At 48.1% G+C, this 24,636-nt stretch carries 17 protein-coding genes and 1 tRNA gene; 9 read left to right on the top strand and 9 right to left on the bottom strand.

Annotated elements, in window-relative coordinates; genetic code table 11:
* Positions 1–2: 2 nt before the first annotated feature.
* Positions 3–737 (bottom strand): hypothetical protein, encoded by a 735-nt coding sequence (locus tag ACO6UY_RS08330; protein WP_422447247.1) that lies wholly within the window; start codon positions 735–737, stop codon positions 3–5.
* Positions 738–1,116: 379 nt separating this feature from the next.
* Between ACO6UY_RS08330 and ACO6UY_RS08325 the strand changes: the two genes are divergently transcribed.
* The gene (locus tag ACO6UY_RS08325; RefSeq protein ID WP_422460510.1) at positions 1,117–2,112 is read left to right on the top strand and encodes a hypothetical protein; all 996 of its coding nucleotides are present in this window, start codon (positions 1,117–1,119) and stop codon (positions 2,110–2,112) included.
* A gap of 320 nt (positions 2,113–2,432) precedes the next feature.
* The gene (locus ACO6UY_RS08320; protein WP_422489604.1) at positions 2,433–3,296 is read left to right on the top strand and encodes a DMT family transporter; all 864 of its coding nucleotides are present in this window, start codon (positions 2,433–2,435) and stop codon (positions 3,294–3,296) included.
* Between the two features lie 50 nt (positions 3,297–3,346).
* On the opposite strand, the gene ACO6UY_RS08315 is transcribed toward ACO6UY_RS08320, so the two are convergent.
* Entirely contained in the window at positions 3,347–5,344 is a 1,998-nt protein-coding gene (locus ACO6UY_RS08315) for a hypothetical protein (protein ID WP_422489602.1), read from the bottom strand.
* A gap of 261 nt (positions 5,345–5,605) precedes the next feature.
* Here ACO6UY_RS08315 and ACO6UY_RS08310 point away from each other — a divergent pair, with 261 nt between their 5' ends.
* From ACO6UY_RS08310 to ACO6UY_RS08300, 3 genes are all read left to right on the top strand, one after another.
* Entirely contained in the window at positions 5,606–6,214 is a 609-nt protein-coding gene (locus ACO6UY_RS08310) for a hypothetical protein (protein ID WP_422447237.1), read from the top strand.
* Between the two features lie 99 nt (positions 6,215–6,313).
* Positions 6,314–6,889, top strand: a complete 576-nt coding sequence (locus tag ACO6UY_RS08305) for a hypothetical protein (protein ID WP_422447235.1) — start codon at positions 6,314–6,316, stop codon at positions 6,887–6,889.
* 135 nt (positions 6,890–7,024) lie between these two features.
* A tRNA-Arg gene (locus ACO6UY_RS08300) sits at positions 7,025–7,101 on the top strand.
* Between the two features lie 222 nt (positions 7,102–7,323).
* Here the strand turns inward: ACO6UY_RS08300 and ACO6UY_RS08295 are convergent.
* The 5 genes from ACO6UY_RS08295 to ACO6UY_RS08275 form a co-directional block, all read right to left on the bottom strand.
* Positions 7,324–8,280, bottom strand: a complete 957-nt coding sequence (locus ACO6UY_RS08295) for an ankyrin repeat domain-containing protein (RefSeq protein WP_422447233.1) — start codon at positions 8,278–8,280, stop codon at positions 7,324–7,326.
* A gap of 165 nt (positions 8,281–8,445) precedes the next feature.
* On the bottom strand, positions 8,446–10,281 hold the full coding sequence (locus tag ACO6UY_RS08290; protein WP_422447231.1) for an ABC transporter ATP-binding protein: 1,836 nt from the start codon (positions 10,279–10,281) through the stop codon (positions 8,446–8,448).
* 11 nt (positions 10,282–10,292) lie between these two features.
* A complete protein-coding gene (locus ACO6UY_RS08285; RefSeq protein ID WP_422489600.1) occupies positions 10,293–12,125 on the bottom strand; it encodes an ABC transporter ATP-binding protein in 1,833 nt (610 codons plus the stop codon).
* 401 nt (positions 12,126–12,526) lie between these two features.
* Positions 12,527–13,813 carry a hypothetical protein gene (locus tag ACO6UY_RS08280; protein ID WP_422447227.1) on the bottom strand — a complete coding sequence of 429 codons (1,287 nt, stop codon included), beginning with the start codon at positions 13,811–13,813 and terminating at the stop codon, positions 12,527–12,529.
* Between the two features lie 70 nt (positions 13,814–13,883).
* Entirely contained in the window at positions 13,884–13,997 is a 114-nt protein-coding gene (locus ACO6UY_RS08275; RefSeq protein ID WP_422447931.1) for an Mpo1-like protein, read from the bottom strand.
* 116 nt (positions 13,998–14,113) lie between these two features.
* Between ACO6UY_RS08275 and chrA the strand changes: the two genes are divergently transcribed.
* Entirely contained in the window at positions 14,114–15,256 is a 1,143-nt protein-coding gene (gene chrA / locus ACO6UY_RS08270) for a chromate efflux transporter (RefSeq protein WP_422489598.1), read from the top strand.
* A 90-nt stretch (positions 15,257–15,346) separates the two neighbouring features.
* Here chrA and ACO6UY_RS08265 read toward each other — a convergent pair whose 3' ends face one another.
* On the bottom strand, positions 15,347–17,371 hold the full coding sequence (locus ACO6UY_RS08265) for a hypothetical protein (RefSeq protein ID WP_422489597.1): 2,025 nt from the start codon (positions 17,369–17,371) through the stop codon (positions 15,347–15,349).
* 317 nt (positions 17,372–17,688) lie between these two features.
* A complete protein-coding gene (locus ACO6UY_RS08260; RefSeq protein WP_422489595.1) occupies positions 17,689–19,146 on the bottom strand; it encodes a hypothetical protein in 1,458 nt (485 codons plus the stop codon).
* A 122-nt stretch (positions 19,147–19,268) separates the two neighbouring features.
* Between ACO6UY_RS08260 and ACO6UY_RS08255 the strand changes: the two genes are divergently transcribed.
* The 3 genes from ACO6UY_RS08255 to ACO6UY_RS08245 all read left to right on the top strand — a co-directional run bounded on the left by ACO6UY_RS08255 (position 19,269) and on the right by ACO6UY_RS08245 (position 24,603).
* Positions 19,269–20,228: a hypothetical protein gene (locus ACO6UY_RS08255; protein ID WP_422447219.1), complete on the top strand. Its 960-nt coding sequence runs from the start codon at positions 19,269–19,271 to the stop codon at positions 20,226–20,228.
* A 114-nt stretch (positions 20,229–20,342) separates the two neighbouring features.
* Entirely contained in the window at positions 20,343–20,579 is a 237-nt protein-coding gene (locus ACO6UY_RS08250; protein ID WP_422447217.1) for a hypothetical protein, read from the top strand.
* A 31-nt stretch (positions 20,580–20,610) separates the two neighbouring features.
* Positions 20,611–24,603: a hypothetical protein gene (locus ACO6UY_RS08245; protein ID WP_422489593.1), complete on the top strand. Its 3,993-nt coding sequence runs from the start codon at positions 20,611–20,613 to the stop codon at positions 24,601–24,603.
* The last annotated feature ends 33 nt before the right edge of the window (positions 24,604–24,636 follow it).

Raw genomic sequence — 24,636 nt, 5'->3', positions numbered from 1 at the left:
CATTAATTGGTTACAAAAAACTCTCGCAAATATGCAATATGCTGATCTTCTATACGTTTCAAAGGGCTTTCATTATCTCTATGATTTAAAACTGCATCTTCGTATGAATCAATACCTGTAAACAGTTTGGTTACTTCATACAAATTGAGCGAAAATGATTTTTTCCATAATTGAGATTTTAGAATGCTGCTATTTTCCGATATTGCATAATCAGGATTTAAAGTGTCAAATTCAGATGACTCTTCATAATTCTCAAGGTATGTTAATCCATCAACAAACCTGAATTGAGGTAATGATCTTAATGTACTGCTGTTAGTTAGAGTGTGTTTAATGGGTACTTCTTCGTAAACTTCATTAACCCACTGACTGGATTTTATAGATGTAGAGCGAGGAATCTGTGGATCAAATATTCTTAAGCCATCTTCTGTTTTACCCATAATAAAAACATGATGATTATAACTTTTTTTAAAGTAAGTGATTATTCCATTGCCTGCGTGAGTTGCAATAACTACCACTACCTTTTTGGTTAATTCATCCGGTAGTTTCTGTAGGGTCTCAAGAATATTATTGTTACATGAATGGAGGTATTTTGGTTTCTTGAACTCTACAATAGCATGATCAATTCTTGATGTTTCTTGATTTGTTAAAAAATCCAGTGAATGTTTAGCTGTAGTTTCCGGTGATTCACATTTTTTACACTGCATGGCGCTGGAGGAGATAGTCTGTAGTGGCTGCATATGAGAAGTTCCAGGAGTTGGTAAAGTTTTACTTCGTTGAGAGAAGACAAGTCATGATGAAATTAGTTCCAGATGGTTGTGTATATCTGCAATTAACCATCCAAAACAGGAAAAAACTGTCTTCAAAAATGATGATGAAGTAAAACCGGAAAGATTATGGTCAAATAAGAAATTTTGAATCTTTTCGAATTGGAGTGGTCTAACCGTACTGCCGATAAAATCCCATAGAGTGTGAGATTGGTACTATGCAGCCGACGTATAATGAGAATATTAATTCAGCCTCCTAGAGGTTCTGCACAGATATCATCATTAAGAAAATAGTAAAACGGGATGTTAGCAAACTCATGTTAAGAGATCTTGTTCTCTACGAGGTAATGGTATGATTCCATCTTCTGTGAACGATCTATCATATAGGAGTTGGTATTTTGATAAAAGTAACCCTATACACAAGGGAGATACTGGAAAATTAAGTAAACGCTCTTTTCGAGTGATGAAAAGAGTATCTCCTTATCCACTGAAACTTACCTACATACCTGTTTCTGATAAAGTGCGAAGACCTCTCTCCTTAAGTCTGGAAAGTGGCAAAAGTTCAGCAACGCAGGCACTGATTAAAGTACTTTCGGCCGGTCAGGTTGACTGGGGTAGAGCATTAAAACTATTGCAAAGAGGAGGTGATCCTTTTGCCTATAGAGGAAGTGCTTTCAGGCCCAATGTGTTATTTAATGTTATTGTTGATATTACCAATACGCCAAAAATTGAAGCAAAAAGAAATTTAAATTCAAAAGAGCGGGAAGAGTTTATTGCAGTGCTTCTGAAAAGAGAAGGAGTTGAATCTACATTGCTGGAATTTGATGCGACACCTTTTGTAAATACGCCATTTACTGCAGCAATTGCAGCCAGAGATAAAACTTTATCAAGAGCTTTATTAAATTATCTCAAAGAAACAAACCATGAATTATTGATTACGCCAAATCAAAAAATAATGTCAGGACAGTTTGGAAAAAATACCCCCCTGGTATTAGCAATTAAAACAAACAATGAAGAGCTGGCTTTGGATCTATTACCTTTTTATACCAATGAGTTACTGCGTCAGCGTATAACATGGGCAAACAGTAATGCTCTTGAACTGGCTCATTTAGCAAGATTCAATCGTCTGCTTCCCGTCATGGTGGCAACAGCTCAGGGTCTTACAATGGATGAAGCTACTCATTTTCAATCATTGTATGATGGATGTCCGCGTGGGAATAATATATGGCATGATTTATATGAATCAGATATGTTCCTTAATGACGAAGGAGATTTTATTGAGGATAGAGAGAGAGTTTTAAATCCTGTCCTCTACCATACTTCACAATATATTCATAAGCCTGTTTAACTTGATTGGTGAGGTAGTCGTGAAAAGTTTATTTTTCTATTGCATTTTTTATCGGATTATCTCAGTCATTTCTCACCTTGTTCACCGCGTATAGTTGTACCAACAGAGTCTATTCAACCATGCCAACGTCTGGTACAGTCGGGCAGTAAAAATCCGAAAAACTGTTTCAATAGCCTTAAGTCCGACAGTCTCCTGGTCTGCAAGCCATGAGGAATTGCATAACACCTGTTGGGTATTTGACGTTGTGTCCGGGATGCCTTCGGTGTCCCGTAACCCAGGTGTTATGTTTTTACCCAACTCATTAAATATTTAATTCAATAATGAAAGCAGTCATACTCACTACAATATCTCTCCTGGCTTTTGCCGGAAATTCCATTCTTTGCAGAATGGCTTTGGGTGAACAAGAAATAGATGCTGCAAGCTTTACTTCTATTCGTCTCTTGTCTGGTATCATTTCTCTGGTTGTACTCTATAAATTACTAAACCCTGGTGACAAAAAAATTGCAAAAGGCAGCTGGTATGCTTCCGTTATGTTGTTTATTTATGCCGTTACCTTCTCCTATGCATACATTATTTTAGATACTGGAGTTGGAGCACTAATCCTGTTTACCTCGGTGCAAATCACCATGATTCTGGCCAATTTTATTTCAGGCGTAAAAGTTCGCTTCATTGAATGGATTGGTATTACTACCGCTTTTTCCGGCTTCATGTATTTGGTGGCACCAACCTTATCCACACCTTCCCTGAATGGTTTTATTCTGATGGCAGTCTCTGGCATTGCATGGGGGATGTATACGTTAGCGGGTAAAGAATCCACCAATCCGTTGAGTGATACAATGTGTAACTTTATTAGAACGTTGCCTTTCCTTATCGCACTGACAGTTCTTACTATTGAATCCTCACACCTTTCCCTGAAAGGAATTATTCTTGCCGTTTTGGCAGGCGCTCTGACCTCAGGCATTGGTTATACTCTGTGGTACATAGCATTAGGCAGACTTTCTGCAGTACAAGCTGCTGTTGTGCAACTTCTGGTGCCTGTAATGGCTGCAGCAGGCGGCACATTACTCATTGATGAGGCTGTATCCATGCGATTGGTTCTATCCTCAATTATTATACTTGGTGGGATATTTATAGTGATATCCGGTAAACAGTACGTTGGGAAACCTCTGCAAACAAAAAGATAACACAAACGAGCATCTCCGGAGTCAAGAGTAAAAACCATAGCGCTGGGCATTCAGCAGTTCGCCCCCAAATCAGGCGTGATCTGCCAGAAAGTGAGGACCTCTTTCCCGTTGTGATATACCCTGGTTTGTAAAGAACGGCTGCAGGAGCTGAACTCAAAATCTCTGATCTGTCCTTCTGGCCGCCATCGGTTTTTTTCCTGCCAGGTTCCGTCGCTGCTCAACCCAAGGAGCAACAGGCTGCCGTCGTCGGTTCGTGCGGCAAGCAGGCAGCCTTGCCGGTTAAAGTGTGCCTCCAGAATAGACAGGTTAACACGTTGCATCGACCATTGACCGCTACCAGTGTACCGATATATTTCCGTGCTCTCTGACTTACCTCCGCATACCAGCGCATTGCCCCGGGGGCTGGCCTTCAGGAGGGTGCTGGAATTCAGTGCGTGTTCCCACTCCCACTGTCCTGACTCACCACGGTACCAGATACTGGCTCTCAGTTCATTGTCGTCTACACTAAGCGACGACGCTGCCATCATAAAACACAGCAGCCGTGAGTTCATGGAAAACTTAATGTCTGGCAGGTCCCGCAGCACTTGCCCGGCTCCGTCAATATAAGCCTGATCCTCCATAACCGGCGCACAGCTGTCGTCGTCCAGGCTCCAGATGTCGAACCCATTGATAGTGGCAACAACCAGCAGTCTGCCATCAGGGCTAAAATCAACGCTGAGCAAAAAGCAGTGGTGTGGGTCACTGTGTGTTTTGGTAATGGTCACCTTGTGTGACCAGCGTTGGTTATGGTCAAGCCCGGCAACTTTGACATAAAACTCTTTTTCTTCACCCGGAATCGCCTCATCGTATATCCCGAGGTCATCAGACCATGCGGCAAAATGGCGACTATCCGGGCTGAATGCCATATCAAACTCCATATTGTCAAACAGTCGGTCATTGTCCAACGCTGCCCGACTGGCTGCAGCAGCATCACAGCTCAGGCCAAAGTCAATTTTGCTGCTACATGACCATAACCCATCGTCACCCCGGGTTATGAAAGAAACCTCAGCTCCGTCGAACAGGGCAAGATATTGGCTATCAGGACTAAAACGAATTTCATGATTATCACCCCAGCTTAAAGCATTATTATGCCGCCAGTTGCCATCGGTCCCGCAACACAGGATGGCCCCTCCCGATTTACGGTCAATGCACACCAGCGACTTGCCATCGTCGGATACGATCATTTCATTTATACGACGGTGACCCAGGCTGTGATAAATATCGGCTCCTGTCATTTGCTGAACCTCGGACCAGTTACCGGAATCACTGCGCCTGACAACTGACAACAAGAATTCGTGAGCACTACCACCGCGGTCAGGCACGGATGGCTCACCGGACGACCGGCGAGAGGGGAGAAACAGAATATTGCCCCCGGGCTGGTTGTGCATGTTTATTCCCGTCGTGTAATCCATCGAACACTCCCGATGCCAGCTACCACTGTTGTCCGGAGCCCAGATATGCATGGCTCTGGCCCGGCTGTCTTCATTGATCAGGCAGTTGTGGTTGGTGTTCAGGAAAAAAGCCGACACAATCGGCAGGAACTCCATACGCCCGGAAGCTTTCAGAGTGACTGATGGTGCATGAATCACCTGTTGACAGAAATGGTTGGTGTAATAGGCACAAAGCGCTTCTGGTCTGCACTGGACAGGGTGACAGGGACTGAAAACGGTGGGTACCGTCCTGAGGTGGTGCAGCAGTTGCTGATTACCGGTGGCCATCGCCTGATAAAAATGCTGCTCTGCCTTTGGCAGGGATAAAAAGTACTGGTAGTACTTGTGGAGCTGGCTTACCGACAGGCCACATTTATCATGCAAAATGGTACGTACCCTGCGGGACGACAACTCCAGGTTAGCCAGATCTTGAATCGATAGATAACTTAACAGGTTAGCCAGTGAATCACCCGACAATGTGCCAATAAACCGGCCAAAGCCACTGGCCGAAAATTCAACGGGACTTTGTACATCCTGATGGACATCGCTGGTTTTGAGGTGTTTGACGACGCAATACATAGACAGACCTTCCGGCTAACCTGATAACAGGAAGGTTCAGGATAGTAGAGCCTGCGGAGAATTAAACCGAAGATTGATGCTATTCGGAGCAGGAAAACAACATTGATGTGGATAAAGAATTGCCGATGATGACGCAGTTTAGCTCACTGGACCGTCATTGTTGTCTGTTATCGTATCTGACTGGCCTGTTAGTGATTTATGGCAAGGCAAATTGTTAACTGGTAATCCAATTCCTAATAAAGCTCATGGAGGTAGCGTATTATGGATGCTGCAAGTTTTCCTGTCAGTCTTGATCAAACAATAAAGCCTATCCCTTCCACTCGTGAGGCAACGTTCAGAGCTGTAAAATGCTTTGGTCGAATTGTATGCAAGATGGCCATCGTCGTTCCTTATGTTTTGTTTCACGCCTTTAGCATAGGCACTGAACACATATTTGGTGCCGGTGGCGCTGTTGTCGGTGCCGTAAGAGGTGGCACTGTCAAGCTGGCCAGAGCGGCAGGAGCAAAGCTTGGCCTGTGCGAGAGGTCAACAAAGCCTCTGAAGGAATACATCATCAAAGACTTCCATCGGGGTGCTAATATTGGCTGGCTTCCCGGTCAAATCATTGGAGCAGCTGTGGTGGCGTCCAATTTACTGCTGCTTGCGCACCCCATCACACTTGGTGTTTGTGGCGCTGTTTTTGGCACATACGCCATTGCAGAAGGTGTCATTGCCTACAAGGAAATCAAAGCCACTGGACACTCGGATACGGAAGAATTTTCCAAAAATTTATTGAAAGGTACCCGTCAACAGGTCAGAAATTTTCATGATTTCCTTTATGGTGAACTGGATGAAGGCAGTACTTTCAACCCTAACGATATAATTCACTAAAAAAATAGTCGTTTAATGAGCCCGGTTTATTCCCTGTTAATGCAGCTAATTCCTGCAGCAGGGATTAACCAATAAGAATACTAATGGAGGTAACATAAAATGGATTCTGTCACCGTTCCTGTCGTTCCTAATGCAACAACAACACCCATCCCTTCAACTGGAGAGGCATCGGTAAGAGCTGCAAAGTGCTTTGGTCGAGTTGTATGCAAGTTGTTTATAGCTGTTCCCTACGTTTTATTTGAGTCCTTAAGCATAAGTACTGAGGTCATATGTGGTGTCGGTGGTGCTGCTGTCGGTGCCATAAGAGGTGGTTCTGTCAAGCTGGCCAGAGCGGCAGGAGCAAAGCTGGGTCTGTGCGAGAAGTCAACAAAGCCCCTGAAGGAATACGTCATCAAAGATTTCCACCGGGGTGCTAATCTTGGCTGGCTTCCTGGTCAAATCGTTGGTGCGGCTGGGGTCGTGGCCTCTTTGCCGGTGCTTGTAAACCCAACCATGCTGATTGCTGAGGGTATTAATTTTGGAATTTACGGCCTGGTAACCACTGGATTTGCCTACGATGAAATAAAACGAGATGGGCATTCATGTGCTGAAGATCATTCCAAAACTATGTTGAGCGATCTTCGCCATCAGTTTAGAGAGTTGCATGATTTCATCTATGGTGACAAACAGCCTTGACAGTCTGCCCAGGGCAGTTGAGTGTTTCTCTGAATATACGCTGGTTTGCCGAGGTCAGCCTTTCTGCCAGTGAGTTGAACGATTATTGTTGACTCCGGCAGGAATTTAAGTATGATTCGCCCTCGTTGACGCAGCGCGCTCGTAGCTCAGCTGGATAGAGTACCTGGCTACGAACCAGGCGGTCGGAGGTTCGAATCCTCCCGAGCGCGCCATATCAGAAAAGCCCATCTTGATGATGGGCTTTTTTTTGTCCGCAAAAAAGTAGCTGTTAAACTTCTGTCGTGTTGTTACGCAAGGGATTACCAGAAGGCGGGCTCTGCCACTGACAAAAAACAGGTTTGTGACAAATTGGTTAATCCCTACAGAAGAGTTGCGTAAGACATACTCCGGTAAGCAGTGGCGTTGACGATGCAGTTAAAACCGGATAATTCTGATTATCGTGGTTTTTTATTAAAGCTAAATAATCTCCATCTTTTTTTTGAGTGGGCTTTTAGATTCTCCTCGGCAGTGATCAGGGCTTGTCGGCAGGTCTCATTGTTCAGGAGGACTGCGAGTTTCAATGGGGTGGCTCCTGAAGTCGTGGTAGCCTTGATACTGGCCCCGCCATTGAGCAGGGGTTCCAGGCAGGCTATGCTATTTCGCCAGACAGCGATGTGCAAAGGGGTGGCTCTTGGAAGCATGGATCTTGAAGCCGTGACAGCGTTGATATTAGCCCCGCCATTGAGCAGGGTTGGCAAGCAGTCTATGTTGTTCTTGTAGACAGCGATGTGCAAAGGGGTGATACCATCCTCAGAAGGGGCGGCGTTGGGATCCGCCCCTGCATTGAGCAGGGTTTGCAGGATGTCGCTATAGTTTTTCCGGGCAGCAATGTACATAGGGGTAGACCCATCAGCCAGGGCGGCGTTGACATCTGCCCCAGCAGCAATCAGGGTTTGAACGCAGGCGAGATGCCCCTTGAAGGCAGTCACGTACAGTAAATAAACATTTTTCCCTGTAACTGCAGATCTGAACGTCTTCCGGGCAATGGTTTTATCCTGCGTCAACAATTTTTGTAACGTTTCCACGTCTCCAGTTCTGCAGGCTTGCAATGGCAGATCTTCGCAATAGGGGGAGTCTTCATGAAGCAAGGCACCCGATTCTCGTACCGCCGGTAACGGAAATTGCCGACAAATCGGACACGCCGAGCGAGAGGTTATAGGTGTTTCACGCATGTGTTCAGCGAAACAGTTCACATGATAGCGATGCTGACATTCAGTCACGATGACGGGAGATACTTGACGCCCATCGAGTTGCTCGTAGCAGATGGGGCATTCGTTTTCATATTCTCTTACCTCCGAGATCATATCTTCTAACAACTCGCACATTGCGGGTTGGGCTGCTGAAATATGCATAGGTCAGTCTATTCCTCATAGTGTTTTAGTACTTAGGTTACAAAAAACCGGAAAAGTTCAAACTTTCGTACAGAAATAGAAAAACTGCCGATGACATCCTCTGCCAACAGGGGGGGGGATAAGCCCCGCAGCCCAATTATTCATTATTAGTTTATGGCCGGGTTATCAGGCGCTGGCTGCGGTCACCATCAGGCCTGACTGCGCAGTGCTGCCCAGCTGCTCTTCAGTTTGCTGTGCCAGGTAAAGATCGCGATAGTGTCCTTCCTGTTGCAGCAGCTGTTCATGGGTGCCACGCTGAACAATTTTGCCTTTATCCATCACCAGAATCTGGTCGGCATCCTGAATGGTTGACAGACGGTGAGCCACGGCAATGGTGGTCCGGTTTTCCCGCAGAGTAATCAGCGCCTCTTTAATATGGTGCTCTGTCTCACCATCGATATTGGCGGTGGCTTCATCCAGCAGCAGAATTTTCGGATTCTGGGCAATGGTCCTGGCAAATGACAATAGCTGCCTTTCACCGGTGGACAGTGCTTTGCCTCCGGGGCCGGGCTTATGTTCATAGCCTTCTTCCAGCCCCCGGATAAACGGGTCCGCATGCACTTTTCTGGCCGCTGCCTGAATGTGTTCATCGGTGATCTGGCGATGGTTCAGGCTGATATTTTCGGCCATCGTGCCACTGAAAATATAAGGCTCCTGGAATACCAGACCCAACCCCTGGCGCAATGTGTCTTCCGGCAGGGTGGACAAAGGCTGGTTATCGATCAGAATCTGGCCTTCCTGGTGTTGATAGAAGCGCATCAACAGGTTGATCACCGAGCTTTTACCACTGCCACTGTGACCCACAATGGCAACAAACTGCCCCTGCTCGACGGTGAAGCTGACATTATCCAGCGCCAGGTTTTTCGAGTCATAAGACAGTGTTACGTTATTGAATGCCAGCTTACCGCTATGAATCTCCGGGCTCTGACCATTGCCCTGACCATAGTGAGTGTCTTCTGTCTTTTCGTTCAATACCTGGAACAGTCTTTCCGAGGCCACCAGAGATTGCTGCAGGCTGCTCATCTGCATGGTGATCTGCCGGAAAGGTTCAAAGAATCGCCCAAGGTAATTGATAAAGGCGTAGAGCGTACCCACTTCGACCAGAGAAAACCCGGACCGGTAGCCAAACCAGCCCACCACAACGGCCAGGGCAATACCATTGAGCAGGTGCGTGAAAGGCATCAGCAGCAGGCTGTCGATATTGATGTTCTTTTGTTTGAGCTGGCTCCACTGTTCATTGTCCCGGTCAAACTGCTGTTGCAGGTGCGCTTCCTGTCCCATGGCCTGGATAATACGCATGCCATTGAGGGATTCGTTGACACGGGTATTGATGTTGGCCAGCTGGCTGCGAACTCCGTGAATGACGGGGTGGCTGATTTTCTGGTAGAGGTGAATCGCCAGCAGCATGACCGGAATCAGCAGCGCCGTCATCAACATCAGTCGGATATCCAGCAGAGCCATGGCAATAAAGATACCCACCACCCGGAAAAAGGCCTGCAGAATCGCCGGAATCACGCCCACAAACATCTGGCGCAGCACTTCCGAGTCATTGGTAATACGGGACACCAGACGGCCGGTTGGTTCGCTGTCAAAATAGTACATGGGCAGCTTCAGCACATGGGCGAATAGCATCCGTCGAATGTCGTGCACCACCTTCAGGGCATTTTCCTGAAACATCACATTTTGTATGTATTGTAGAATGGCCGAACCCAGATAAGTACCAAACAGGGCTGCACCCATGATGGCAAGGCCCATATATTCATGAAGGGCATCATTCACTCCGGGGGTGATATGTTCATCCAGAATGATCTTCATCAGCCACGGTGCCAGCATTTCCAGGCTGGTGGCCAGCAGCAGGATCAGAAAGGCACCCAGAAACGGCCATTGATAGGGTTTGGCATAGCGAACCAGCCTGGCCAGCCCCCGGTAGCCTGATGTTTTTTTCTCGTCGTTGGCGATCACTGCATTATTCCTCAGGCAACATCGGACCGTTTGTTCACGGCATCGGGCTTCACTTCCAGGGGGTGCAGCAGGGCTCTTGCCTGCTGTCGGAAGATTTTTGCATACCAGTGTTCGGTCGTATTCTGTTCAGGCGAGTCGGTGGCTTCTTTACCGTTAGAGAGCAGCTGTTCATGGTTGCCCTGCTCGATAATACGACCACGATCGAGTACCAGAATATGGTCCGCCTTAATCAGCTCGGGTAGCCGCTGCGTGACCAGAATGATGGTTTTCTTACCTTTCATGGCCATCAGGTTTTTCAGAATACGGGCTTCGGTTTTCATATCCAGGGCACTGAAGGCATCGTCCAGCAGCAATATTTCACTGTCAGCCAGCAGGGCCCTGGCCAGTGCCAGACGTTGTTTCTGGCCTCCGGACAGGTTGATGCCGTTCTCACCCAGCAGGGTGTTGTAGCCATCCTTAAAGCCCATGATTTCGTCATCGATAGCTGCCAGTCTGGCGGCCTGTTCGACGGCCTGCTGGCTGGCATCCGGTGTGGAGAAGCGAATGTTGTCGGTGATGGTGCCGGAGAACAGCATGGGCTCCTGGGGGACCCAGGCCAGTTTTTTCCGCAGGGATGCCACACTCAGCTGTGGCAGCGGAATATTGCCCAGTTGGATGGAGGAGCCCTCAGGCAAATCAAATTCACGCAGGATCAGCCGGAGCAGAGTACTTTTACCGCTGCCGGTACGACCGGTAATCCCGATAAATGCGCCTGCGGGTATCTCGGCAGAGATACCCTGCAGTACCGGCTTCTGGTCCGCAACGGAGTCATAACCAAATGACCGGATGTTTATCGAAAGACGTGTGTCGTCCGGAGCCTGTCGTGCATCCGGTGCATTACTCACTTTGGGCTGGCGGGACAGCAGTTTTTCCAGACGCCCCCAGGAGGCACTGCCGCGCTGGAAGACATTGAACTGCCAGCCAAATTGCAGCATGGGGCCGAGCATCTGGCTAAGGTAAAGGGTGAAACTGGTTAACAGGCCCACCGTCATCTGTCCATGGCTGATCAGCCAGGCACCACCCACCAGGGCCAGTACAAAAGAGAGCCCGAAAAACAGGCTGATACTCGGGCCAAACAGGGCATCGACCCTGGCAACGCGGCTGTTCGCTGCCACCGCCTCCATGGACAGCTGTTCAAAACGCCGGGTTTGTCGTTCAGTCAACTGGTGTGCTTTGACCGCACGAATACCGGTGATGGATTCACGGGTCTCTTCGTTCAGATTGGAAAAAGCAGCCTGAGAGCGACCAAAGCGTGAGTACAAGGCCACACCGTAGCGCTTGGTCGCCCAGACCAGTACCGGGAAAGGCAGCATCGCCAGCAGGGTCAGTTGACCACTGACGAGGAATATCATGGCGAACAGAACGGTAAAGCCGGCGATCAGGGAGTCCACCAGGGTCATGATCCCGACCCCAACGCTCTCCTCAACCGCATTGAGGTCATTGGTGGCATGGGCCATCAGGTCACCGGTGGTATGGTGCTGGTAAAACTCCGGAGAGAGCCGGGTGAAATGGGCAAACAACCGGCTGCGCTGCTGACGAATCAGCTCAATGGAAGCACCGTACAGCTTGGCTCGCCAGATATATCGGAAGCCATAGACGACGATACCCGTAATCAGTATCCCGGCAACATAACCGGCCAGTTCCCGGTTGGTAAGGCTGTTGTCTTTGATACTGTCAATCACATGGCCAATCAGCCAGGGTGGCAACAGGTTCAGGACAGAGACAATCTGCAGACAGATAAAGGCCAGCAGGTATTGCTGCCAGTAGTCCTTCAGAATAAACCGGAGTTTCCAGAGTAGTTTCAATGAACGGCCTTTTGGGTGCTGGGCGTTTAACACTTTTCATATCGCTTTCTGTGTTGCCTGCTGCGACTGCTTGTTCAGGAAGATATTGGCATGCCGAGGAAGAAAGCGCGATGAATTTAAAATGGTTCTATTGTGCTAATTTATAACCGACCATTGAACTGAAAATGATTCTTATCGTCAACGAGGTGATTACCGAATTCGGTGTTCGGAGTACGAGGCAGTGATGTGGCCAGGGGGGGCGGATAGGGGAATGGTTGCTGATAGTTACCGCTTGAAATACAACGCCTGACGTAAGTGAGCGACAGGTGGTTGCGGGTGCTGCACCTGCCGGAAAAGTCTCGTCCAGGGAGTATCGAAAAAACAAGGTCAGCACACCCACACGACCTCAACCGCGAAATACGTCAATGTCGCGGGAGTAATGTTCTTTTGTGACTTGACCGTTGATTGTGTTTTCGGATTTCTTCCGACACATAATAAGCCGGTGCGGCAACAAACGGTGATATTGGCGTTTTGCCGGGCACATCATCACTGAGTTTTCTGACTATGGCAAGACGACTTTGCAAAATCTTGTTATAACGTGCTTTTTCCTCAGCTGCGGTCCCCGCCAGGCACGATTGTTTGTGGGCATCAGGATCGACGTAGTAATCCATCAATAACTCCTGTCCGGCAGCAATGCCCTTGACGGCAATAGAGACGGGGATCGTAAAATTGCCAAAATCGGTTGTGATAGCGATAAACTCCACAGACGTATTGACATCTTCGGTCCTGTTGGCGGAATTCACAAAGTGAAAAGGCGTATAACGCTCGTTGTCCGGCAAAATGGCGACCAGACTAAAGGGGTCGTTAACCGCCCCTTCCTGAGTGTATTTTGAAAGCGTGCGCTGCGTTTGCTCTTTACCCCTGAGACCGGCCATCATGGTTCGGTAGTAACTCATGAAATCTGGCATATCGTCAGTAAACTTCTGATGCAAATATTCAAGTTTCCAATTGTGATTTTTTTTAGTCCACGATGGTTTGTTGAGTACATACCCGATACCCGAATAGATCCCGAGCAACTCCCCTTCTGGTACTTTCGCTCTGGCAAATACGCCGTAATTTTTTTCTGCCCCGTCAGGGCCGGTAAAACCATAATCAACCAGACGGTGTTCAAACCGCGCCAGAAAGTCTTGCCGGGCCTCAGCCTCTGACATCCGCAGCTGATCAATGACCCAACGCTGAATAAATGCATACTGCCCAATAGTGGGAGTCAGCAGACGATGGGCAAAAGGGGATAGCCAGACATATGGCTGGTAGGTGTGCCCGCAAGGGAGGTTAGAATCGTCACAGGCCACAGTCTTGCCAATTGGTTTACTGAGCGCGTCGGGTCGATAACTGCCAGCGGTGATAACCTTAATACCGCTATGGGGTAACGGCTCATTCCGGGCTGACAAAACTTTTGTTTCTGTTATTACCCGGGCGATTAAGTCGGTGTCTGGCGGTGTATCTGCATCATCTGCGGGTCGCTCCCCGGGAACGCTATGTTCGCTGCCATGCCCCGGGGCGAGTCCGGGTAAACGACTGTGAGCAGCAACGACGTTACGGGCGTAGGCCACACCCCGGGGCTGGCTATCCTCTGGTTTAGCGGTGTTGGATGACTGTCCTTCCACAAAACTGGCCATCCCTTGAGATGATAAGGTATTGGGCTGCATAATTGGTCACTTTAAGCTGACAAGAGTGTTGGATCAGACACATTATTTGCCCGAAAATTCAATATCCTGGTTAACCTTTGCGAAAGCGCCCGGGCAGAAAGTCTTTAAGCATGACCAGAAAACTGTAAACAGGGTATTTAAAGGTGGCGGGTTTGTTGTGCTCAAAAAAGAAATGCCCGACCAGTCTGACCTGAATATTGGTGGTATTGCTTTTGATCAGAAAAAAGAATCAATATACATAATAAACAACAGCTGTTTATCATTGGCTAATAACATTATTAATATTTTGGTAAGTTGCCTGTGGCTAAGTTATTCACTATTTTCTGGCGGTTTTTCCTGCTGGGCTGGACCAGCTTTGGCGGCCCGGCTGCCCATATCGGATATTTTCGTAATACCTTCGTTGAAAAACGCCAGTGGTTAACCGATGTTGAATATGCTCAACTGATTGCTCTCAGTCAGTTCCTGCCGGGCCCCGGTTCCAGCCAGATCGGCTTTGCCTTGGGCTACCGGAAGGCAGGATTGCCCGGCGGCATTGCAGCGTTTGCCGGTTTTACCTTACCGTCTTTTGCGATTCTGCTGGCGGTAGCCATGAGCAGTCAGCTGTTTCTGTCTGCTGACTGGTACCAGGGGATGATTGCCGGTTTGAAACTGCTGGCCGTTGTTGTGGTGGCGGATGCCACGGTGCAGATGTTCCGGTCTTTCTGTAAAAGTCAGTTGACTATTAGTCTGTGTATTTTCAGTGCCGCCCTGTTGCTGGTGTTTCCTGGTATTCTGGTTCAGATGGCTATTCTGGTTGCAGCTGCCCTGATTGGTTATCGCTGGTTGCCGGGCAAGGACGACAACCAGATCAGGTGCCGCTTTGTTTTCTGGCCACTTATTCTGTTTGCCATTTTACTGTTAGGCCTGCCTTTGCTGGCTGATTATTCCCCCCTGGCAGCCGTGATCAGTGACTTCTATCAGGCGGGCAGTATGGTGTTTGGCGGTGGCCATGTGGTTCTGCCATTGCTGCAGAGCACAACGGAAGGCATGATCAGCACCGATACCTTCCTGACTGGCTATGCCGCAGCCCAGGCGGTACCTGGCCCGATGTTTACCCTGGCTACGTATCTCGGATATTTTGCTTCAGGGTCGACTCCGGTTCTGGGAGCCATTGCCGCGACGCTGGCTATTTTCCTGCCCGGTTTTCTGCTGGTGATTGGTGTCCTTCCTGCCTGGCAGGCTCTGGCTGCACGGGCCCGGATTGCCGGGGCGATTGCCGGTATTAACGCTGCTGTTGTCGGGCTGCTGCTGTCTGCACTTTACTCGCCGGTATTTACCTCTGCGGTGCATTCGGCGATGGCGATGGCTCTGGTTCTGATTGGCTGTTTCCTGCTGCGTGCATTGAAGATTTCTGTTTTCTGGCTGGTGGTGATATTTATTGGCGTTGGTGTGTTGGCCCTTTAACCCGGATATTTCAACTCCCTTAGAGTGGCAAAGGACAAGCGAGAACGGGGCAGTTTATGAAATATCCGGGTTAAACCACCGCAAATGTAGTTACATTTTATCCAATTCACTTTGTTGGTATTTGCAGTCCGGTGGAAAGACGATAAAGGCGTGACATTTTTCAATCTTCTCCTCATTCGTTATATCCAACAATGTCAGGTTCTCATCACACATGTTGTTCTTATCAGTTATGATGATTCCTTTAATCTGATAGCCATCTTTATGGAAATATTTTTTTGCTTTTATTCTTGCAAATTGAGTACCAGAGGACGTTGTATTGCCAATTTGGAATCCTTCAGGACTTTCAATCCTCCAGTGCCCTGGTAAATCTTTGGAATCTGTATCTACCTTGTACATCGCCTCCATTGAATTCAGGTGTTTGGTTGACAACACCAGTTCAAGAACCCGGATATTTTCGGTTATCTGTTGCAGCTTATCCAATGTTAACGTGTCCTCCATCCCCATACGTCGGGTAAGTGTTTGCAGTAAATCACCCTGTGCTTCGACAGGGTGAATTGAAATCACTTTGGCTATGTCTTTCAGGTTGACCGAGAGCTGTCCGGTGGTGAGTAATTGTTGATGCTTAAAAGGTGAAGTCGCAAAGTTAGCGACTGCTGCCCTGTGGTTAACGCGTAAAAATGGTAAGTCCGCGAATGCAAGTTCTATATCAATGAGATTGTATGGGTTTTGATCGAGAATGATGGACCAGAAATGCTTATCTACGATGGTTTTCAACAGGGTCTGATCCAGGTTAGCGAGATTGGCCAGGCAGGTGAGGGCCAATGGGTGAGAATATTTGCCGTGTAAAAAATTACCGGCCCAGTTGCTGTCAAGAAAACCGTGCTGTCTGGCAATAGCGTTGGCAATGACCGGCGGAATAAACCCAATAAAAATGGGCGCTGAGCCCGGGCGTAAATCACTGCCGCTGTCTGCACAGACTTTGTTCATGGCTTTGCGAACGATGCCCTGCATTTGTTCCCGTTGGAAAAAGCGCTGTTCATGGTTCGTGCCATTATTGCCAGCAAGGAAAGAGTAGGTATTGAGATGTTGCAACATATTCAGGGCGAGCAGACGTTTGGGAGTGTCGAGTTCATTGCTCCGGATAGATTCCCATCGAATAGCAGCAGGAAATTTCTGGACATAGTAACGATCCGCAACGGTACCATTGGGTTTTGGGATATTTTGCGCTTGAAGCAATGCTTCTATCTCAGCACCGACCCTGGCAAGTACCGGTATTTGCGTACTGAACTCTATCATCGAACGGCAACACCTGGTAAGCGCTGTAAGTTTCTCAGGAGTGTCAACACCATTGAATATGTGTTCAGCAATATATAGGACGACAAAGTTTCGTAAATTATCGATATCCTGGCATAGCGCAGGACTGAGAAATGCTTCCGGTAAAATCAGGGCGCTCTCACTGAAGGCAGAGTAATTGATGCCATTTTCATTAAACAGGCGACACAGGGCCGGTGGAAACAGGCGTTCTTTTTCCCCGGCAGTTAACTGGTCGCCAGCCATGAACGCTAAAAAATCTTGTGTATAAATCAGTGTGGTGAGTTGGTGATCGGGCCCAAATGCCATCAGATTATTCGGGTGGAAAATTTTATTGTGCTCACCGGGATCTGTCTGTGGAATCCGGCAGATTGGACAGGATTCGGCAATATTTTTTGTTGCTTTGCCATCAACAAGCCCAAAGTACTCCTCATTTTCACTGGCCACAGGAAACGATAATTGTCTGGTAGAGCTTTCTGGCAGATGTGATGCATTCTGAGCGCGAAAGACATCCAGCCAGACGTTTTCGCCTGCACGCTCTGCTTGCTTCAATAGCCCGCTTTCTTCAATAAGGCTGCCTGTGAAGCCCACCATAAACTGGTCTGACGTTGGGCGGGAAACCAGATATTGGCCGGTTTGACTGGCTATAGCGGATTGGAGGTCAGGGCGATTAAGGCCATTAAACAGTATCCAGGTGAGCTTTGATGTTTCTTCGGCCTTCAGTGATTTGATTTTTTCGACCGTGTCGGCATTGTTCAGATAATGAATCAATTCAGTAGCATCCTTGTTAATCAATTCATTCACTTTTTCCACAATGCAAGCAAATAACTTGTCAGAATTGTTGGTTGGCAAGGGGGCGGTAATGCTTTCAATGTGCTTGTATTCTCTGATTTTTTTTGGATGATTTGCAGGCTGGTACTCAATATCGGGGTGGTTGACAGACAGAGCGGCGCTAACCTTTTTTTCTGTTTCACTGTTCGCTTTCAGTACATCTTTAAAATGAACAAGGGGAGGGAATGGGGCCAATTTTGAATGGATCATATCGATACTCAGCAACCGTTTGAATTATTGTGCAATATATGACCACTCGAAAAGGGAATAGTTCCAATACCGGGAGCGCTTCAGGTTCTGCCTGATAAAGGCACTGAGTGCCAGATATGAAACCTTCTGAGTGGCGATATGACATTCCAGATCAGTCGGCTTTCATCTGGTTTGATTTGTCCACGACGATGGCATGGGTAGCTGGTATTAAAAATCATTGATAGTCGATTTGCCTGATGAAACAGAGGCGCAATCCCGTCCGGTGTAAACTCATCGCTGACAACGATAACTACATAGTTTTTTTTCTCAATATCCAGATCTTCAAGGCTGCATGTTTCAAGATTAACACCCACCTTCCAGTGAGGTGAAAGTTGCTTGCTATCAGAGGGCTTGCAGATAGATATCATTTTTTTCTTCAGTTTGCCGGACAGCCATGCGCCAAAACGGGGGGTTCTTCCTGCTTCGACAATAACGACTGATACACTCTCCTGAGTCTTTCTATCAGCGTATTTATCAGGCAATATTTCTTTTGCAATCCCCTCAATATGAATGGCTCGGGATAACCAGCTAATCATATTGTTTTTCCTGAATAACCAGGGGTTGCTAAATACATCTTCAGACATTAGATGTCGGGAAGAACGTAGTGACATTTGCCAGTGATTGATAAAATGATCAATATGTTCAATAGTGTCGTCATACTCAGAATATATATTGGCAGTATCCACTTTAATATGCTGAACATTTTTTTCTGCGTATAGCGGATGGACTTCATTCACCTCTTCAATGCCAATACATTTATCTTTCTGCAATGGTCGAGTCGGAATGATAGGAAAGGATTTGAAACGCCATACCCGCACAGTGCCACGGGTGGGTGACATATCTCTGGCTTCAAATTCAAAATCAAAGGGGACGTTATGAATGCTGTTCTGTCTGGAAGTAAACCCGCAGCATGGAATGGTAATCAATGAGAGCCGTTTGCAAGTCTTGACTGGCAGGCATGCCTGCTCCGTTGAAACATGAGCATGCATCATTAAAACAACCACATGATATTCTGACAGATCATATTTTTCCGATAGATTAACCTCTTCGACAGGCTTGGCGATCAGCGTCAGATTGTCAGGCAGTACTGATTTTGGTGTTTGTAATACCGGGTCAATGGACAGCACTGGCCAGTCAGTATTTAAAGCTATCCATGCCCCCAGTTTTGGTTTTGGACCCGCACCCACATCTAAAACGATCAATTTATCATCAGGGCTGTAGGGAATGTGTTTTTTCAGAGTATCCCAGATGGTTAAAATTGTACTGATTTCTTTTAATGACTCCCATTGTAATAAGTCCATGGAAATAAATCGTGCGGCCTGTGCATGTTTAATAAATCTTTGGAAAATGGACTTTGAGAGTGTTTTTGCCCAGTCATATTGAGTGTGTGTTTCGGCTGTTATCGGTTTAATTGTTGAATTGTCAGCCTGGTTATCAGGTGCAGGCAATAATGAAGGCATTATGCCCGGAGGTTGAAAGTATTGTGCAGATGCAAGCATGGTTTTTTATTTCGTTGTTGTTCCGGTGAAACAATAAATGAGTAATCAGAATAGTAGGTTAATTTCATGACATCAGCCGGAAACCCAACTATAACGTAAATATCCTGTCCGGAGGTCAAAATATGCCTGTTTCACCGTCTGCGACCTCTTCATCGTCAGCCCCTGCGGAGCACCCAAAAAAAGCAGACGTTCAACCGGCAGAAAAGCAGGTTCAGGTCTTGTCCTGGGGATACCGGCTGACCACACTGACGGCCTTGGCAGGCAACAGCATGTTATTACCTGCCTTGATGAATACGCCAATAACCACCTCCCTGGCCAGGCCATTGATGCAGTCACAATACGATGGAAAACGGCCTGAGCTGCACCTTATGTTTTCGTCACGGGGGTGGCTGCCTGCCCTGGGCCGCACCGGCATTCGTTATCTCATCGCTGACACCGCCCGTTTGGCCAGTGAACAGGCCATCAGCAGGCTGGCGAACATCAATGAAACAGATATTCCTTCAACAAAACAGCCACAGGAAAAGTTAAACCTGCTGGTGGATGCGGCCTCGTCGGCCATGATGACCTGCGCCAGTCAGCCCATGACCTCCATGCAGGTCTACCGACAGGTCCGGCAGAATACATCAGCGGTAGGGCCTCAACACTTCCTGCAAGGGTTGCTGGCACACCCTGTGCGTGGCAGTGCCAGCAATTTTCTCAGTACTTTCCTGATGTTTAGTCTGGACCGCAATGATCGCCATCTGATTGCCCGTCATCAGGCCGGAGAGATATCCCTGGCACAAATGACGGTTATCCAGACAAGTCTGGGCGGAGTTGTCGGGGTGCTGAATAATTTTCTGAAAACCCACGCAAACGCCCGGGCCCTGGGTTTGTCCCATAAAGATATTTTCCAGAAAATCATGGTCAAACAGACCCCTTCGGTATTGGCGGCCCAGGTGTTTTATGCCTGGGTGCTGGGCGGGGTTGCCAATAAACTCTGGGCATCCTCTATCTCTGCGCTGCAAGGCCTGGACAAGTCAGTTCGTGATCGCATCCTGATGGAACCATCGCGGCCAGCAACCAGTGACCACTCGGATGAATGAAGCGACATTTTGCGATCGGTCATGTTGTGTCAGGAAGGCCTATGAAAACAGAGCCACTCCCGCCGACTGATCGGGTTCAGTGTGATCAGATATCCGTTTTTGCTTAAGAGCCTGATGTCACTATCAACCCGGTTTGATGGTTCGGATAAGGCAAGACTTTATAATTTCAGTAAAGGCTGTTGCTTTGGTCTTGCGTCAAGCTATGTGCTTTACGAGCAGCTGGGGTGTCCGGAGGAATATGATGAACTATTGGGTACCCTAAGCCAGGATCCGGCATTGGGCTGGGTATGCTGGAATAAGTACTACGCTCATTTGGCTGATGGTTTGCTAATTCCTGACTGCTGCCGATAGCAATGGCAATACTTCTGACCAGTTATGAATCATGCACAATTTCCTGAGATACCCACTTTGCAGCATCCCTTCTGGTGCCATTGACCCCAGCTCAGCCCAACATGCTTCGGTGCCACTGCCATCGTCTCAAACGACTGTGGGCAAATTTGCGACTCATCAGGCTGAAGTCATGCAGGATGTGCAACCACAAGTGAGCCAATCGGGGGTAGACAGTTTTGACCATACGGGGAATGCCATCGGTGATAAAGCGCTCAGTGACAGGAATATCCAACAGGCTACTGATCAATCGCTGCCCTCTGTTAAGGGTGATCAGCTGGATAAACCTGGCCAGGCAGAACTGAAGGAAACGCAAGGCCAGCTGCTCAAACAGGCCGACGGACTGCTTAAGAAAAGTAGTGAAAAAAAGGCGGTAACGGCCTCTCTGAGTGGTTTGAAAAAGTCAGTAGCTGAATTGAAAAAGGCTCAGAACGATAGCCCGGAGGGGGCTCTTGAGGCACTTCAAAAGACAAATTTCCCGCCCGCCCTGAAGGTCAAAATTACCCTTAAAAGTGGCGAAAAGTTGAGCCTGATCCCCCCGGGGGAAGAGTTGGAAAATCAGACCAACCTGGGCGAGCTGATGGAGAAAGCCATAGAGATTCTTGACAAGCATAACAAGGAAAACTTCGCATCATTTGATCAGGCCAGCACTGACCGGGAAATCGCTAATCTGAAACAGCAAGTCTCTGACATCGATCAACAAATCGGAGATGAGTCCTCGGGTATTAATGACTTGGCCAGACTTGAGAACAGACAATGTCTGCTGACCATCAATGTGCGGGCCAGAGTTGAGGACGGTTCTGTCAGTGCCACGCACATTGATGGTGGTCCGATAGCTCAACAACAAACAATGGGAAGTTCTCTGGCAGGGCCAGTGCATACAGCCACAACGAACCAGCCTTCTCAAACCGAGCCTGAGGTGGGGCCGGACAATGACAGCTCTGTAAGGCCTGAAACAACAGCGCAGGGTCTGACTGATACAAGCCCGGCTGATCAGGATATTGCCATCAACTCTGCGGATGCCGGAGGTGATACAGCCCCCCCGGAAGATATCGCAGTAGCAGTGACGTTTGATAATCCTGTTATAGGAGACACTTCGCTGATCCCCGGCATCATGCAGGGTCCTTCCGGGCAAACAGACTCTGCAATAGACACCAGTCCACAGCCCGATGCTACTCAGCAAACCGGCGGTACCGGTGAGGATTACAATGAGCTTGATGGCGTTGCCGGGTTGTTTGCTGAGCCAGTGGACTCCGCCAACCAAGCAGTATTAGACAGTGGTTTAGCCACCGGTGAAGTCGATCAAAGTGATACCGAGTCGCTCAAGACAGAAGAGGAATGGACAGAGACAACATTAGCCGGGGATGGCGACAGTGGGCTTGGTGGCGTCGCGGAAAGTGATGTTGAGTCGTTGAAGACAGAAGTGGAATCGACAGAGACGACATCAGCCGGGGATATTGATAGTGGGCTTGGTGGAGTCGCTGAAAGTGATGCTGAGCCGATCAGGAGCGAAGTTGATCCTCAGCCGATTGAGACTGAAGCTGATACTCAGTCGATCGAGAATGAAGATAATACTCAGTTAATTGAGAACGAGGATGATACTCAAACGATCGAGACCAAAGCAAAATTGGCTGAGAAAACATCAGTCGAGGAGGATGATAGTGAGCTTGATGGCATCGCAAAGTTGTTTGCTGAGCCAGGGGACTCCGCCAACAATGCAGCATTAGACAGTGGTTTATCCGCCGGTAAAGTCGATCAAAGTGATGCCGAGTCGCTCAAGACAGAAGAGGAATCGACAGAGACAACATCAGCCGGGGATGGTGGCAGTGGGCTTGATGGAGTTGTCGCTGAAAGTGATGTTGATGCTGGGTCGATCAGGAACGAAGTTGATCCTCAGCCGATTGAGACTGAAGCTGATACTCAGCCGGTTGAGACTGAAGCTGATACTCAGCCGATCGAGAATGAAGATAATACTCAGTCAATTGAGAACGAAGATGATACTCAAACGATTGAGACCAAAGCAAAATTGGCTGAGAAAACATCAGTTGAGGAGGATGATAGTGAGCTTGATGGCATCGCAAAGTTGTTTGCTGAGCCAGGGGACTCCGCCAACAATGCAGCATTAGACAGTGGTTTATCCGCCGGTAAAGTCGATCAAAGTGATGCCGAGTCGCTCAAGACAGAAGAGGAATCGACAGAGACAACATCAGCCGGGGATGGTGACAGTGGGCTTGATGGAGTTGTCGCTGAAAGTGATGTTGATGCTGGGTCGATCAGAAACGAAGTTGATCCTCAGCCGATTGAGACTGAAGCTGATACTCAGTCGATAGAGAATGAAGATAATACTCAGTCAATTGAGAACGAGGATGATACTCAAACGATCGAGACCAAAGCAAAATCGACTGAGCAAACATCAGTTGAGGAGGATTACAGTGAGCTTGATGGCATCGAAGAGTTGTTTGCTGAGCCAGAGGTCTCCGGTGATAGTACCGCATTAGACGACAATCAGGAGGAAGATTACAGTGAGCTTGATGGCATCGAAAAGTTGTTTGCTGAGCCAAAGGTCCCCGGTGATAGTACCGCATTAAACGAAAATCCTGAGCCAGAGGTCTCCGGCGATAGTACCGTATTAAACGAAAATCCGGAGCCAGAGGTCTTTGATGATGGTATCTCACTAGACGAAAATTCGCAGCCAGAAGTCTCCGATGATAGTACCGCATTAAACGAAAATCCGGAGCCAGAAGTCTCCGGCGATGATAGTACCGCGCCAGACGAAAATCAGGGGATAGATGTCAGTGCAAGTGAAAGGTCTGGAGATAGTGCGCCAATCGACAGTGATACAACCACGGTTGGCGATGACCAGATAGATGTTGATACTGAGTCGCCCCAGACCGAAGCGGAGTTGACCGAGGAAACACTGGTCGATGAAGGTTTCACTGAGCCTGATGAAGTCACAGGTATTGATGACTCTGAACGGTCAGAAAGCGTGATGCAGCGATCAGATGAGAGTGACATCGACAGTGATACAACCACGGTTGGCGATGACCAGATAGATGTTGATACTGAGTCGCCCCAGACCGAAGCGGAGTTGACTGAGGAAACACTGGTCGATGAAGGTTTCAGTGAGCCTGATGAAGTCACTGATATTGATGACTCTGAACAGTCAGAAAGCGTGATGCAGCGATCAGATGATAGTGACGTGGCTCAGGCTATTACTCCAGATGAAGCTGAATTTACCGCTGAGAGCCCAGAACCTCAGGACTCGGTAAGCGATTCTGATTACTTCTCTGATGATGAAGGTGATCTGGGGAAAACACAGACGCTGAGTCCCGAGCCCGACTTTGCCACGGATGTAGCGAAAGAGTCAGCCCCGATGGAGAGGGCTGAGGTCGTCCGTCAATCAACGGCTAATATCGGCGAGATCGCCAGGCGTCGGAAAGAGAGCCTGCGGGCTGCTTCGGCCCCGGCAAGTACCACACCTGCTCCCTCTTCACCTGCCCCGAGGCCAGCAACGGGCATAGTAAACAAGCCTGTTGATGTGAGTGGTGTGAAGTCTGTCGTTGCTGGTCAGATAAACGCCACCAGGAATGCCAAATCAACAGACGCCATACCAAAAGAGGAGAGGGCCAGGGACAAGAAAACGCTGGGTGTTTCGAGTACCTATAACGAAGCCAGTGTTATTGAAAATGCCTTTGACAAGTTGCAAAAAAATGCAGGTAATCTGAAAGTTTCAAAAGATATTGCCAAGACGGCCAGAAAATACATTGCCACCGAGGCTCAGGATAGTGGACGTTTTCTGGCCAAACCCACTGCACAGCAGAAAAAAGCGCTCGCTTTTCTTGGTTTGGAAAACGGTGCCTCAGAGAGAACGATTCGTCTGACCCTGTTGAACAAGGCCAGTGAATCGGCTGAATCAGGCAACAGCAGGAAGCATGACAGTACTATGAAAACACTGATCAAACACCATAAGGCGCTGTTTGGCAAATGATGGCCTATGAAATAACAGTTATTTATGGGGCTG

This window comes from Endozoicomonas sp. ALE010 (assembly GCF_049310165.1).
Taxonomy (GTDB): domain Bacteria; phylum Pseudomonadota; class Gammaproteobacteria; order Pseudomonadales; family Endozoicomonadaceae; genus Endozoicomonas.
This window is presented reverse-complemented; position numbering and strand designations above follow the sequence as displayed.

Bases quoted from the DNA above. Each gene is read 5' to 3' on its own strand.
- ACO6UY_RS08330 (WP_422447247.1), bottom strand. From the start codon at position 737: ATGCAGCCACTACAGACTATCTCCTCCAGCGCCATGCAGTGTAAAAAA.
- ACO6UY_RS08325 (WP_422460510.1), top strand. From the start codon at position 1,117: ATGATTCCATCTTCTGTGAACGATCTATCATATAGGAGTTGGTATTTT.
- ACO6UY_RS08320 (WP_422489604.1), top strand. From the start codon at position 2,433: ATGAAAGCAGTCATACTCACTACAATATCTCTCCTGGCTTTTGCCGGA.
- ACO6UY_RS08315 (WP_422489602.1), bottom strand. From the start codon at position 5,344: ATGTATTGCGTCGTCAAACACCTCAAAACCAGCGATGTCCATCAGGAT.
- ACO6UY_RS08310 (WP_422447237.1), top strand. From the start codon at position 5,606: ATGGATGCTGCAAGTTTTCCTGTCAGTCTTGATCAAACAATAAAGCCT.
- ACO6UY_RS08305 (WP_422447235.1), top strand. From the start codon at position 6,314: ATGGATTCTGTCACCGTTCCTGTCGTTCCTAATGCAACAACAACACCC.
- ACO6UY_RS08295 (WP_422447233.1), bottom strand. From the start codon at position 8,280: ATGCATATTTCAGCAGCCCAACCCGCAATGTGCGAGTTGTTAGAAGAT.
- ACO6UY_RS08280 (WP_422447227.1), bottom strand. From the start codon at position 13,813: ATGCAGCCCAATACCTTATCATCTCAAGGGATGGCCAGTTTTGTGGAA.
- ACO6UY_RS08260 (WP_422489595.1), bottom strand. From the start codon at position 19,146: ATGCTTGCATCTGCACAATACTTTCAACCTCCGGGCATAATGCCTTCA.
- ACO6UY_RS08255 (WP_422447219.1), top strand. From the start codon at position 19,269: ATGCCTGTTTCACCGTCTGCGACCTCTTCATCGTCAGCCCCTGCGGAG.
- ACO6UY_RS08250 (WP_422447217.1), top strand. From the start codon at position 20,343: ATGTCACTATCAACCCGGTTTGATGGTTCGGATAAGGCAAGACTTTAT.
- ACO6UY_RS08245 (WP_422489593.1), top strand. From the start codon at position 20,611: ATGCACAATTTCCTGAGATACCCACTTTGCAGCATCCCTTCTGGTGCC.